Origin of the sequence: Aeromonas sobria, from assembly GCF_000820145.1 — a bacterium.
Lineage (GTDB): Bacteria > Pseudomonadota > Gammaproteobacteria > Enterobacterales > Aeromonadaceae > Aeromonas > Aeromonas sobria.
This window is the reverse complement of the sequence record NZ_CDBW01000018.1, coordinates 1-11,541: the sequence shown is the minus strand read 5'-3', so window position 1 is coordinate 11,541 and position 11,541 is coordinate 1. Positions and strand designations below refer to the sequence as shown.

8 protein-coding genes and 3 tRNA genes are annotated in these 11,541 nt (G+C 60.1%); 7 read left to right on the top strand and 4 right to left on the bottom strand.

Annotated features, from left to right (window positions below; genetic code table 11):
• Positions 1–24: 24 nt before the first annotated feature.
• Positions 25–1,257, bottom strand: coding sequence for a glycosyltransferase (locus BN1135_RS10220; protein ID WP_042020809.1), 1,233 nt, complete (start codon positions 1,255–1,257; stop codon positions 25–27).
• Positions 1,254–2,015 carry an acyltransferase gene (locus BN1135_RS10215; RefSeq protein WP_042020807.1) on the bottom strand — a complete coding sequence of 254 codons (762 nt, stop codon included), beginning with the start codon at positions 2,013–2,015 and terminating at the stop codon, positions 1,254–1,256. Before BN1135_RS10215 ends, BN1135_RS10220 begins: the two co-directional genes overlap by 4 nt.
• Positions 2,016–2,417: 402 nt before the next feature.
• Here BN1135_RS10215 and BN1135_RS10210 point away from each other — a divergent pair, with 402 nt between their 5' ends.
• From BN1135_RS10210 to BN1135_RS10195, 4 genes are read left to right on the top strand one after another with little or no spacing between them, the layout of a single operon-like run.
• Positions 2,418–3,722 carry a lipopolysaccharide biosynthesis protein gene (locus tag BN1135_RS10210; protein ID WP_042020805.1) on the top strand — a complete coding sequence of 435 codons (1,305 nt, stop codon included), beginning with the start codon at positions 2,418–2,420 and terminating at the stop codon, positions 3,720–3,722.
• Positions 3,710–5,128 (top strand): O-antigen ligase family protein, encoded by a 1,419-nt coding sequence (locus tag BN1135_RS10205; RefSeq protein WP_042020803.1) that lies wholly within the window; start codon positions 3,710–3,712, stop codon positions 5,126–5,128. Before BN1135_RS10210 ends, BN1135_RS10205 begins: the two co-directional genes overlap by 13 nt.
• On the top strand, positions 5,091–6,356 hold the full coding sequence (locus BN1135_RS10200; RefSeq protein ID WP_042020801.1) for a glycosyltransferase family 4 protein: 1,266 nt from the start codon (positions 5,091–5,093) through the stop codon (positions 6,354–6,356). The genes BN1135_RS10205 and BN1135_RS10200 overlap by 38 nt, the downstream gene beginning before the upstream one ends.
• Complete coding sequence (locus BN1135_RS10195) at positions 6,353–7,480, top strand: glycosyltransferase family 4 protein (protein WP_052443825.1); 1,128 nt, start codon at positions 6,353–6,355, stop codon at positions 7,478–7,480. Before BN1135_RS10200 ends, BN1135_RS10195 begins: the two co-directional genes overlap by 4 nt.
• Before the next feature lie 89 nt (positions 7,481–7,569).
• Here the strand turns inward: BN1135_RS10195 and BN1135_RS10190 are convergent.
• Positions 7,570–7,645 (bottom strand) — tRNA-Asn (locus BN1135_RS10190).
• Positions 7,646–7,647: 2 nt separating this feature from the next.
• A tRNA-Asn gene (locus BN1135_RS10185) sits at positions 7,648–7,723 on the bottom strand.
• Positions 7,724–8,209: 486 nt separating this feature from the next.
• On the opposite strand from BN1135_RS10185, the gene dauA reads away from it, so the two are divergent.
• The 3 genes from dauA (at position 8,210) to BN1135_RS10170 (ending at position 11,533) form a co-directional block, all read left to right on the top strand.
• Positions 8,210–9,946, top strand: a complete 1,737-nt coding sequence (dauA, locus tag BN1135_RS10180) for a C4-dicarboxylic acid transporter DauA (RefSeq protein ID WP_042020800.1) — start codon at positions 8,210–8,212, stop codon at positions 9,944–9,946.
• Positions 9,947–10,129: 183 nt separating this feature from the next.
• Positions 10,130–10,217, top strand: a tRNA-Ser gene (locus tag BN1135_RS10175).
• An 83-nt stretch (positions 10,218–10,300) separates the two neighbouring features.
• Positions 10,301–11,533 (top strand): tyrosine-type recombinase/integrase, encoded by a 1,233-nt coding sequence (locus tag BN1135_RS10170; protein WP_042020798.1) that lies wholly within the window; start codon positions 10,301–10,303, stop codon positions 11,531–11,533.
• Positions 11,534–11,541 lie beyond the last annotated feature (8 nt).

Sequence of the window (11,541 nt, the reverse complement as noted above, 5' to 3'; positions counted from 1 at the left end):
GTCTCCCGAATGTGGCGCGGCCCATCAGTAGATCGCTGCCAACCAGGATTTAAGATCAGCGGCCTTGTCATCCCAGCTCTGGCCCGCGACCCGCTGTTGCCGACCCTGACGCCCGCCCTGCTCCGTCAGGGCTTCCCATTCGTTGGCTTGAAACCAATTTTGGCGAGGGCCATCGCAGGCGGCCTGATTGATGGCGTGGGCCAGATTGTCACCGGCTCGCGGCAGGTGCACCAGTTCACGGTAACCCGCCAGTGCCGGGAAATCCGTGCTGACGATAGGGCGGCCGACCGCCAGATACTCGCGCAATTTCAGCGGGTTACAGGCACGAATTTGCGCATTGTCGACAAAGGGTAGCAGGCTGACCTGCCAGTGCTGGGCATAGGCCGCCAGGGTATGGTGTGGTCTGGGCCCCAGCAGATGGATGTTGGGGATCCCCTCCAGCGCGCTGAGATCAGTCTGCTTGGGGCCAATCAATACCAGATCCCAGTGGGGCAGGGCGCGGGCCGTGTCAGCCAGCAGCGGCACATCGATCCATTCGCTCAGGCTGCCATAAAATCCGGCAATCGGCCGACCGCTGGGGAGATCTGCCGGACGAGGCTGTGGCGGCATAAACAGATCCAGATCCACCCCGTGGCTCAGCAGGCGGGTTTTGTGGGGGGGGAAGCGACTGGCCAGTGCCGGGCTGGCCACCAGGATCAAATCGGCTTGTGCCACCAGTCTGGCTTCACAGCGGGCAATGGCTTGGTGATCGACCCCCGCCAGCGCAGAGAAATCATCACCGCAGTAGTAGATCACCGCCCGCTCACCCAGTTTGCCAATCAGATCCACCGCGCTTGGCAAGGAGATCCACAGCAGCGGACGATCCAGTTTGGGTAAGCGCCGGCGGATCTGGGCGGCCAGCCAGTGGCCATTGATCTTGCCTGCAAGCCGACTGCCGGGCAGTGGCAGCGCCAGCGGCGGCAGTATCTCGGGCATCTGTTGAGCTTGCACCTGATGCTGGCCCTGGCTCTGGCTCTGGCTCTGGCTTGGGGCGAGTTGACTGGCGGGGGCGGCGCGCTGCACCACGGCGCCCAGCTTGCGCACGATGCGGGTGATGTCACGCAAGTTAAAGCGAGGACGGCGCAGCCCGATGGAGTTGACCCACAGTACCTGATAATCGGGCAGCAGGCGTTTGATCAGATGCTGGGTACTGGAGGGGTGTTGGCCCCAGTCTTCCCCTAATACCACCAATTGCGGTTTGCTATGATGCTGCGTCATTGCGGGCTCTCCTCGCTATCGCTGCACAGGGTTTCCCTGTCATCCTGACTCCCCAACTGCCGGATCACCCGGGCAGGCACGCCACCCGCCAGTACCCCGGCAGGCAGACTGCGGGTGACTATGCTGCCTGCGGCAACCACAGTGCCCGCACCGATAGTGACACCGGCCATCACCATGGCGCCGGTGCCCAGCCAGACATCCCGTTCGAGCACGATCTCGCCGACCTGTTCATCAGCATCCGGTAGTCCCCGGGCACGGGCGTGGGCATCCAGCGGATGGCCGGGATAGCCAGCCAAAAAGGCGCGCCCGGCAATCCTGACGTTATCTCCCAGCACTATTTTGCTGCCCACCGCCAGGGTGGTCTGCCAGCCAATCCCGACATTATTGCCGATCACCAGGCTTGGGGCCTTGCTCGCCGTGCGGCCGCTAATGGTCATGGCGGCGCTCAGGCGACAATCGGCCCCTATTGCTATGGCGATGGGGCCGCTGATATAGGGGATGCCGCCATAGAGATAGAGGCGGGGGGCGGGTGCTGTCAGGCGAGATTGAAACAGGGGAGTCCACCAGAGGGTGCGCATCAGGGTGGCGATGCCATGGCTACTCACCAGATAGAGGCGATAGAGCAGGCGATGAAGTGGCGGGATCAGTGGCAAAGACCAGCTGCGAGCCCCTTTGGCGAGTCGCCACACTCTGCGGGCCAGCGGGGTTTCCCCTTGTTTGGCCCACGCTTTGACCCGGTACAGACTGAGGGTGTGCATGATGATATCTCCCTGTTTATCTGGTGCTGCGAGGTACTAGCAGGGATCGGGCCAACCGCGCGCATCGTCCTTTCGTGGTCAAGGGGGGCGGTGAAACAGGGATTGCTGGCGATGATCCCGTAGCAGGGTGCAATTTGCATCGGTGGTTGTGCAAAACGCAATCGTTCACCCAATATGCAGTCTCATTGTGGGCTAGCTGGCTGGGCTGGCTGGTCGCAGCGTACTGAGGCGCCGTACTGAGGCGCCGTACTGAGGCGCCGTACTGAGGCGCAATGAGGCGCAGAGGCAAGGGGGCGGGGATCTGTCTCATTCGGGTTAACTGGCGTGCCCTTTGCATCATTGCAGCAGTGAGATAAGCAATGATGCCCGGCGGCTAAGCCACCAGGGTGGCTGGGAGGCCTTATGAGACTGGGTGTGAACCAAATTGCCATTGTCTATTATGCCGCGGGCTTGCTGTTGATGAAGGGGATCTCTTTGTTGATGCTGCCGGTGCTGACTCATCTGCTGGTTCCTCGTGAATATGGTCAGCTGGAGGTGTTACTGACCTTGATTAATCTGGGCTCATTGATCCTCGGGTTCGGGCTGGTGGATGCGCTCTATCGCTTTGCCGGACTGGCTACCGATGAGCAGGCTCGCCAGCAGGTGGTCGCGCGGATGTTCGGTCTGGTCTGGATCATTGCGCTGGCCAGTCTGGTGCTGCTCTGGGTGCTGGCGCCTGTGGTGCAAGCCTGGCTGCCGGTTGAAACCCGTCTTGCGGATGTGCGCTGGGTACTCTGCGCCCTGCCATTTGAAGGGGTGATCGGGGTGCCGCTGGCGTGGCTGCGGATGCGCAATCAGGCCAAGCTCTTTTTCGTGGCGACCGCAGGCAAGGCGCTGATCCAGTCGCTGCTGACCGGCTGGTGGCTCTGGCTCGGCTGGGGGGTGAGCGGGGTGCTGGCCTCCGGTACCCTGACCTGCATCGCCCTGGCTCTGCTGCTGAGCCTGTGGCAATGGCGTGATAGCGGGATCCGCTTTGATTGGCAGCATTATCGGCCGGTGCTGCGCTATGGTTTGCCGCTGGTGGTGAGCGGGCTGGCGGGGTTCTCTTTAAGTGGCCTTGATCGTCTGCTGCTGGCCGATGTGGTGGGCGAGGCGCTGCTGGCCTATTACGCGGTGGCGGGCAAGCTGGCGCTGGCGGTGGGTCTGTTGCTGCAACCTTTTGCCCTGTGGTGGTATCCCCGTCGTTTTATGCTGCTCCAAGAGCCCGATGGTCTGCGCCTCAATGCCCACTACAGCGTGTTGGGTTCGGTGCTGGGCTTTGCCACTGCCGGGGTGGTCGGGCTCACCGCCCCCCTGTTGATCCGGCTGCTCACGCCGGAAAGCTATCACGGGGCGATTGCCTATATCCCGCTGTTGGTAATGGGGATGGCGGTGCGCAACGTCTCCGATCTGCTCAATGTCGGCTGTTTTAGCGGCGAAGAGAGCAAGGCGCAGATGGTTATCAATCTGGGATGCAGTTTGCTCGGGGTCGTTGGCTTTTTGCTTGCCATCCCCCGGTTTGGGGTGGATGGGGTGATCTGGACTTTGCTGCTGGTCTATCTGGTACGGGCGCTGGCGTTTTATCTGGTGAGCCAACGGTTATTGCCGTTGCCCTATCGGTTGACCCCCCTTTGGGCCAGCTCAGGTTGTGCCTTGGCCATGGTGTGGGGTGGGCAATGGGTCGCCTGAGTCATGCCCTGTGGGCATTGGCGATTTGCCTCGTCGTTGCCCTGCTGTGGTGGCGATTACCCCATCCGTTACTGCTGCCGGTGATTGGGCTGGCGATCCCCGCCATCTGGTTTGCCCTGCGCTGGCCATTTCTGATGGTATTGGGCTTTGTCACCTTCTCGTTTTTCCGCTTGCACGAGGTGTTTCCCCAGCTCTATCCCCTCAAAATCCCATTGCTGTTCTCACTGGCGGCCATTGGCGCCCTGGCTTGGCACATCCTGCTGACTGGCCGGATCAAGCCCTACTGGCACCCGGCTCTGAGCTGGCTGAGCGCCTTTTTCCTGATGGTCTCCATCGGCGTGCTGTTTGCCAGCAACCGGGGGGAGGCGATCGCCACCTGGACCGGCAGCTACAGCAAGATCTACCTGATGACCCTCGCCACCGCCTGGCTGGTGCGCACTCCCGCTGATTTTGCCTTGGCGGTGCGGACCTTTGTGGTGGCGGGCTGCCTGGTGGCGCTGGTGGCCCTCTACAACAAGGCGAGCGGTATCGGGCTGGTGGAGGAAACCCGGGTGACCATAGGGCGCGAGCTGGGCTCTGTGCTGGGGGATCCCAACGATCTGGCATTAGTACTGCTCTTTCCTGCCGGTTTTTCCCTTAGCTTGCTGCTCAATCAGGGCAATGGGGGCGGGTGGCGCTTGTTGGGGGGGCTCGGCTTTGCCTTGACCGCCGCCGCCATTATTGCCACTCAAAGTCGGGGTGGCTTGCTGGGTGTCTGTGCGGTCAGTGGCCTGTTTGCCTGGCAGCGGGTGAAGTCCAAAGCCGTGCTGATGATGGCGGGCGGGTTGGCACTTGGCGTGTTGTTTGTGGCTGCCGGGATCAGCGACCGGGCATCTGGCGGCGCCGCCGAGAGCGGGGTCGATGCCTCGGCCATGGGCCGCATCTATGCCTGGCAAGCGGCGTGGGGGATGGCGCTGGGCCATCCGCTGGTGGGGGTGGGGTTATCCAATTTTTACTACAACTACTTCTTCTACAGCCCCCATTGGGACGGGCTTAATCATGCCGTCCATTCGACCTGGTTCGGGGTGCTGGCAGAGACAGGGTTCGTGGGCCTGGCACTGTTTATCGGCATGGTGGCGCTGACGTTACGCCGTTGCTGGCAGTGTCAGCTAGTTGGCATGCCCCCTGCAGTGATCACCGCTATGCAAGGGGTGATGGCCAGCATGGTCGGGTTTGTCATCTCGGGCTCATTTTTAACCCAGGGTTTTACCTGGCCCATCTATCTGGAGTTGGCACTGGCGGTCGCGGCCATCAAGTATGTGCAGCAAGCCCGCGTTGCCACTGATGAGGCGTCAGATCGGTCAGAACCCGCAATGCAGGAGCACAATCATGAGCGCAATTCCGGTCCTGTTAGTGCACTACGGTGAGAACTGGATCCGCGGTAGCGAGCGTTGCTTGCTGGATCTGCTGGCCCATCTTGATCGCGACCGCTTTACCCCCTTGCTCTGGTGCAATAGCCAGCGGCTGGCAGATGAGGTCGCGCTGCTGGGAGTGAAGGCGCTGGTCGAGCCTTTTTCTCTGTTGCTCGGCTGGCAGGCCCCCCGCTTTGATGTAGCGGCATATCGCCATTTGCAACGGCGTGCCGCCAGCTTGATCCAGCAACACCGGATTGCACTGGTACATGCCAATAGCGCGGCCCCTTGCCAGTGGCTGGCTGGTGTATGTCGCGATGTGCAGGTTCCTCTGGTGTGCCATCTGCATGCCCGTTATCAACCCAGAGACAGATTCACCCTGAGGGTGCACCAGGCAAGCGTGCTGATCGGGGTGAGCGAACCTGTGTTGACCGGTTGGCAGCAAGATGGTTGTGGTACAGAGCGGCTGATCAGGATACCCAACGGTGTGGATGCCGCCAGGCTGAACGAGGGCCCCCAGTGGCCTGTCATGGGTATGCTGGGTTTGCCACCGGGGGAGTTGATCATCGCGACCGTCGGTTCACTGATCAAACGCAAGGGGGTGGACCTGCTGCTCCGTTCCCTTGCAGAACTGACCCGGTTGGGCGAGGAGGCGCAACTGCTGGTGATCGGCAGTGGCCCCGAGCAGCAGGCATTAGCCAGCTTGGCCAGTGAACTGGGCATCGCCGCGCGGGTGCACTTCTTGGGGGAGCGGGCTGACAGCGCAGCCATCTTGCGCGGTGGCGTTGATGTGCTGGTATCCGGTGCCCGCGAGGAGGTGTTTGGTCTGACTCTGGCGGAAGCCGGGATGCTGGGGCTTGCGGTCAGTGCCTATCGGGTGGGCGGTATCCCTGAGGTGGTCGAAGATGGGGTGAGCGGGCTGCTGGCCGAGCCGGGAGACTGGCGTCAGATGGCTTGCCATTGGCAGCGTTTGAGCAATCCGCAAATAAGGTGTGCGATGGGGCGAGCAGGGCAGCAACGGGCGGCGCGGCATTTCACCGTGGCCCGTTATGTCAGCAAGGTGACCGAGGTGTGGTCTGATGCGCTGGCGGGGCGATGGGCGGGGGAGGGACGCCAACCTTACCGGGTTATCGCCGGTTGGCTGTGGCAGCGAGTCGCGGCGCAAGGGCAGGCCATGCTGGCCAGGTTATCGACCCTCATAGCCGGACGTGGCGGTAAGTTAATGGGAGATAAACAGCGATGAGCAGCCAGATGGGCGCAGAGAAGGTGCTGATTGTGGATCCTATCGCGTTTCGGGGGGGATCCAAGGTGGCCACCGAGGTGGTGCTTGCGGAGCTGAGCAAGCGGATGCCTGCGATGGCGTGTCATGTGATGACCGAAGATGCCGACTCCTGGCCCCATTGCCCACATCATCGGTTGTGGATCCCCGCCATCGTGCGAGGGCGGGAGTCTGGTTGGCGCTATCTGCTCAAGCAAGGGTGGCAGACCTTGTTGATCCTGTGGCAAGTGTGGCGCTTGGGGGGCGTCAGCTGCCTCGTCGCAGCGTCTGGCCCCGGGGTCGATCTCTGTTGTTACTGGGCTGGCCAGTTACTGGGGATCCCGGTGGTGCAATTTATTCATGGTCCTGTCGGCTGCTCGGGGTTATCTGCTCGCGCCTTGTGGCGCGCGCGCGCGGTGTTTTACCTAGACAGTTGCCGCGCCTCGTTGACGACGATCCTGACCCGGCTCGGTCAATCCCATTTCCCGCCCCATTGGCAATCATTTACCAATGGCTTGAGCTCCCAGTCCTGGCCGACCGCTACCGCCGGTGGCACCGATATCTTGTGGGCAGCCTCACTGCTGCGCTGGAAGGGATTGGACACCATGCTGGCCGCTCATCAACAGATGCGTGGCGAGCGCCCCGAGCTGGTGGTGTGCTATCTGCAGCCGAAAAACAGTTTGCAACCCTGCAGCCACATTGCGCCTGAGCTTCCAAGCACCCGCTGGCATGCAAATCCGGTGAACCTCGATGAGATCAGGTCTGAGTGCGGCATTTTTGTATCGACCAGCCAGCAAGAGCCTTTTGGACTCTCGATTCTGGAGGCGATGGCAGCGGGATTGTGTGTGGTGATCCCCGCCGATGGCGCCTGGTGGGATCAACGCCTGCACGATGGGGTGGAGTGTTGTAAGTATCAGCCCGATGATCCGGACGATCTTGCCCGGGTATTGGGGACGTTAAATACCATGCCCGATGTGGTCGCGACACTGGGGCGCAATGCTCGGGCGCATGCGGCAACCCATTACAAAGCCGCTGATACCTATCAAGGCATCATTGACCAGTGGGAAGCCCTGCTGCGCCGGGAGTCATTCTCATTGTGCAAGGAGTGAGCGAACCGTGTTGGCCTGGGCTTAATCGGCTGGTAACGAGAAAGTGACAGATGTGAAAAAGCCCAGCCAAAAGGCTGGGCTTTAGAAGATGGCTCCCTCGACAGGACTTGAACCTGTGACATACGGATTAACAGTCCGCCGTTCTACCGACTGAACTACGAGGGAATTGGCTCCTCCTACTGGACTTGAACCAGTGACATACGGATTAACAGTCCGCCGTTCTACCGACTGAACTAAGGAGGAATTGCCTGTCTCGTTGAGACGGGGCGAATATTAATGACCCAGGGGGCGGGTGTCAACCTGCTATCTCGTTGAAAACCCTATTTTCAGACTGTTTGCCCAAAACTTGCGCTTTACGGTTTATTTTCAGCACAATCAGTCTCTTGTCATCCCTCACGGCAACCGGTGTCACGCCGCTGTGCCATATTGGCGTTTGCCTGAAAATGCGACTTGTTGCCTCGAACGTGCCAGTTATAAATAAAGGCTCAAATGGTTATCTTTGCAGTTAAAAGAGCCGTCGTAGCGGGAAAGATCGCCAATTTGGCGACAAATAGGCCAAATAAGGGGTGAGTGCGCGTTTCATTGATCCTGCCCATCGAAAAAATGGCCGATCTGGAGTAAGGTTACGCAGGATACCATCGCCGTGTCGACAGCCCTGCCGGCCCTTGATGATGATCGGGCGCCGGATCTCTCCGGCCTTTATCTCCCTCTTCTGGTATTACGATATACATGCACAAGCAAGCCTCTTTAAATAGCGTGAAGCTCGCCATAGCCTTACGCCAGTCCTGTATTGATGAACCCTACAGCATGGCCCGCTTCGGCCGTGATCTTATCGCCGGTGTGACGGTGGGCATCATCGCCATCCCGCTCGCCATGGCGCTGGCCATCGCCAGCGGTGTGCCGCCGCAACACGGTCTCTATACCGCCATCATCGCCGGTATCGTGATCGCCGTGACCGGTGGCTCCCGTTACTCCATCTCCGGCCCGACCGCTGCTTTTGTGGTGATCCTCTATCCGGTCGCCCAGCAGTTCGGGGTCGGTGGCCTGTTGATGGCGACGCTCATCTCAGGCCTCTTTCTGGTGGCGATGGGGATGGCCCGTCTTGGCCGCCTGATCGAGTACATTCCGCCGTCAGTGACGCTGGGCTTTACCGGTGGTATCGCCATCGTGATCGCCACCTTGCAGATCAAGGACTTCTTTGGCCTGAGCGTGCCCGAGATGCCGGAAACCTATCTGGGCAAGGTCGAGGCGCTGGCCGCCGCCCTGCCAAGCTGGCAGTGGGGCGATACCCTGGTGGGGGTCGCAACGCTGGCCGTGCTGCTGCTCTGGCCGCGGCTGCGTCTGCCGGTGCCCGGCCACCTGCCTGCCGTGCTGGTCGGGGTGGGCTTGGGTTTTGGCCTCCATTACTTTGGAGTGGATGTGGCCACTATCGGCAGCAAGTTCAGCTATACCCTGGCCGATGGCAGCCAGGGGATGGGGATCCCGCCCATCGCGCCGACCCTGGTGATGCCCTGGGCCTTGCCCGGACCGGATGGCGCCCCTGTGGCGTGGGATCTGGCCGCCCTTGAGCGGCTGCTGCCTGCCGCCTTCTCCATGGCGATGCTGGGGGCGATCGAGTCGCTGCTCTGCGCCGTGGTGCTTGATGGCATGACCGGTCGCAAACACAGCTCCAACGCCGAGCTGGTGGGGCAGGGGCTTGGCAACATCTTCGCCCCCTTCTTTGGCGGCATTACTGCCACCGCCGCCATCGCCCGCTCTGCCGCCAACGTCCGTGCGGGGGCCACTTCGCCCATCTCGGGGATCGTCCATGCGCTGGTGGTGCTGGCCGCCATTCTGGTGCTGGCGCCCTGGCTCTCCTGGTTGCCGCTCTCAGCCATGGCAGCGTTGTTGCTGATCGTGGCCTGGAACATGAGCGAGGCGCACAAGGTGGTGGAACTGATCCGTCGTGCCCCCAAATCCGATGTGCTGGTGCTGCTGGTCTGCCTGTCACTCACCGTCATCTTCGACATGGTTATCGCTATCACCTTCGGGGTGATCCTGGCGTCCCTGCTCTTTATGCGCGAAATCGCCAAGATGACCAAACTGCACGATTTGGCCGAGCACAAGCGCTATGCCCATGAGGTGCCGGACAACGGCCTGCTCTACAAGATCAACGGCCCGCTCTTCTTTGCTGCGGCCGAACGGGTCTTTGCCGAGCTGGAAGCACAAGTGAAAGGGCACCAGGTGCTGGTATTGCAGATGGAGGCGGTCTCCATCCTTGATGCGGGTGGTCTGTCTGCCTTCCTGCAGTTTGGCAAGCAGATGGCAAAAGCCGGTGTCGAGTTGCGGGTGGCCGAATTGCAGTTCCAGCCGCTCAAGACCCTGGCCCGCGCCAAGGTGCGGCCGCAGCCCGGCAAGCTGGAGTTTTACGGCTCGCTGGAAGAAGCGCTCAAAGGTGAACATTTGCACGAAGCGGCAGTAAATTGATTTTAAGGGATACGAAACGGCATATTTTTGGTCACTTGGTTCGGATATTGAGCAAACGAACGCAAAAAGTAAAAAATTGCATTGACCAAAAGCCATCGTATCCCTTACATTACGTCCCGTCGCCGCGGCATGGCCCGCCAGCGAATGTGCAGCTCAAGCACATAAAGCAGTGAGCAAAAATTTGGTGAGGTGTCCGAGTGGCTGAAGGAGCACGCCTGGAAAGTGTGTATACGGCAACGTATCGAGGGTTCGAATCCCTCCCTCACCGCCAAATATAACCCGTTGAATTTCAACGGGTTTTTTCATTTCTAGACTTACGTGATTTTTTTCCTGGATCAACTGGGTGGAACAATCATGTATCTGAGCAAAAATGCCTCCGGCACCTACTACACTCGTCTCCCGCTGCCTAAGTCATTACGTGACCGTGGCTTGCCCTTCGCTATCCGTACTTCCCTTTGCACCAAAGATAGGCAGCTCGCTGTAGACCGAAACCTGGCTGTGGCAGCTCGTACTCGCGCACTTATCGCAGCTACCCCTGCTGATACTTCCCCTCGCAGTTTCTATCGCTGGATCCGCGCCGATCTTGACGCTTTCAAGGCTGCGGGGTTCATCCCTCCTCAAACACCTTCCACACCTCGTGAACCTTCTGTTGATGCCTCAGCTTGCCCCAGCAGTGGGATCACGCTCAGTCATGCACTGGCGAGATTCATCGAGACTAAAGCCAGTGAGGGGATCCAGCACAAGTCGATGGGCCAGCTCCAACTTCGGATCAACGCCTTCGTCACCTGGGCCAAAGGCGTCAAAATCGATGAGGTGACGCCCGCATTGGCACAGACGTACCGTAATGCCCTATTGCGCAAATCTGAGCTCAGTTTCAAAACCAAAGGGGATTACTTAGCCGCACTCAAACAGTTCTTCCGCTGGTGTGTGGCCTTAGAATATTGCGCGCGCAACCCGTTCGACGGACTCACCGCCGGTAAGAAACCCGTCACGCGACGAGCCGATGAGGAGCGCATCCGCTGGCAGCGCCCTCAACTGGCCCAACTGTTTGCGAGCCTGCGCAGCAAACAAGCTCAAAAGGGCAAAAGACTGAAAATCCAGGATTGGTGGGTGCCGCTGCTGTGTCTGTATGGCGGACTGCGGCCCTCCGAGGCTTGTCAGCTAAAAACCCAAAACATCAAACAGGTAGACGGCATCTGGTGTCTGGTGGTGGAGGCCGGTGAAGTCGGTCAAGCCCTCAAGACCAGCAACGCCTATCGCACAATTCCACTGCACCATGCGCTGATTGCGCACCAATTCCTGGACTATGTGTCCCATCGTCGCCACCAAGGGCAGACGTTCCTGTTCGATGACAAACCGTCAGGCAAGGATGACGATTGGTCACATAACCTTGTGTGTCGCTTTCAGCGTCATCTCAATGATGCAGGTATCATCGGCAAAGGCCGCCCCACCATTTACGGGCTGCGGCATACCTTTATCGATGAGTTGCAACAGGCCGATGTGGCTGAGCACATCGTGGCGGAATTGGTGGGTCATAGCAAAAAGGGGCTCACGTTTGGGCGCTACGGCAAGCGACTAAATAACTGATCATAAAA

What these genes read in the sequence shown, in the direction of transcription:
- BN1135_RS10170 (WP_042020798.1), top strand. Translation starts at nt 10,301, where the DNA reads ATGTATCTGAGCAAAAATGCCTCCGGCACCTACTACACTCGTCTCCCG.
- BN1135_RS10210 (WP_042020805.1), top strand. Translation starts at nt 2,418, where the DNA reads ATGAGACTGGGTGTGAACCAAATTGCCATTGTCTATTATGCCGCGGGC.
- BN1135_RS10195 (WP_052443825.1), top strand. Translation starts at nt 6,353, where the DNA reads ATGAGCAGCCAGATGGGCGCAGAGAAGGTGCTGATTGTGGATCCTATC.
- BN1135_RS10215 (WP_042020807.1), bottom strand. Translation starts at nt 2,015, where the DNA reads ATGCACACCCTCAGTCTGTACCGGGTCAAAGCGTGGGCCAAACAAGGG.
- dauA (WP_042020800.1), top strand. Translation starts at nt 8,210, where the DNA reads ATGCACAAGCAAGCCTCTTTAAATAGCGTGAAGCTCGCCATAGCCTTA.
- BN1135_RS10220 (WP_042020809.1), bottom strand. Translation starts at nt 1,257, where the DNA reads ATGACGCAGCATCATAGCAAACCGCAATTGGTGGTATTAGGGGAAGAC.
- BN1135_RS10205 (WP_042020803.1), top strand. Translation starts at nt 3,710, where the DNA reads ATGGGTCGCCTGAGTCATGCCCTGTGGGCATTGGCGATTTGCCTCGTC.
- BN1135_RS10200 (WP_042020801.1), top strand. Translation starts at nt 5,091, where the DNA reads ATGAGCGCAATTCCGGTCCTGTTAGTGCACTACGGTGAGAACTGGATC.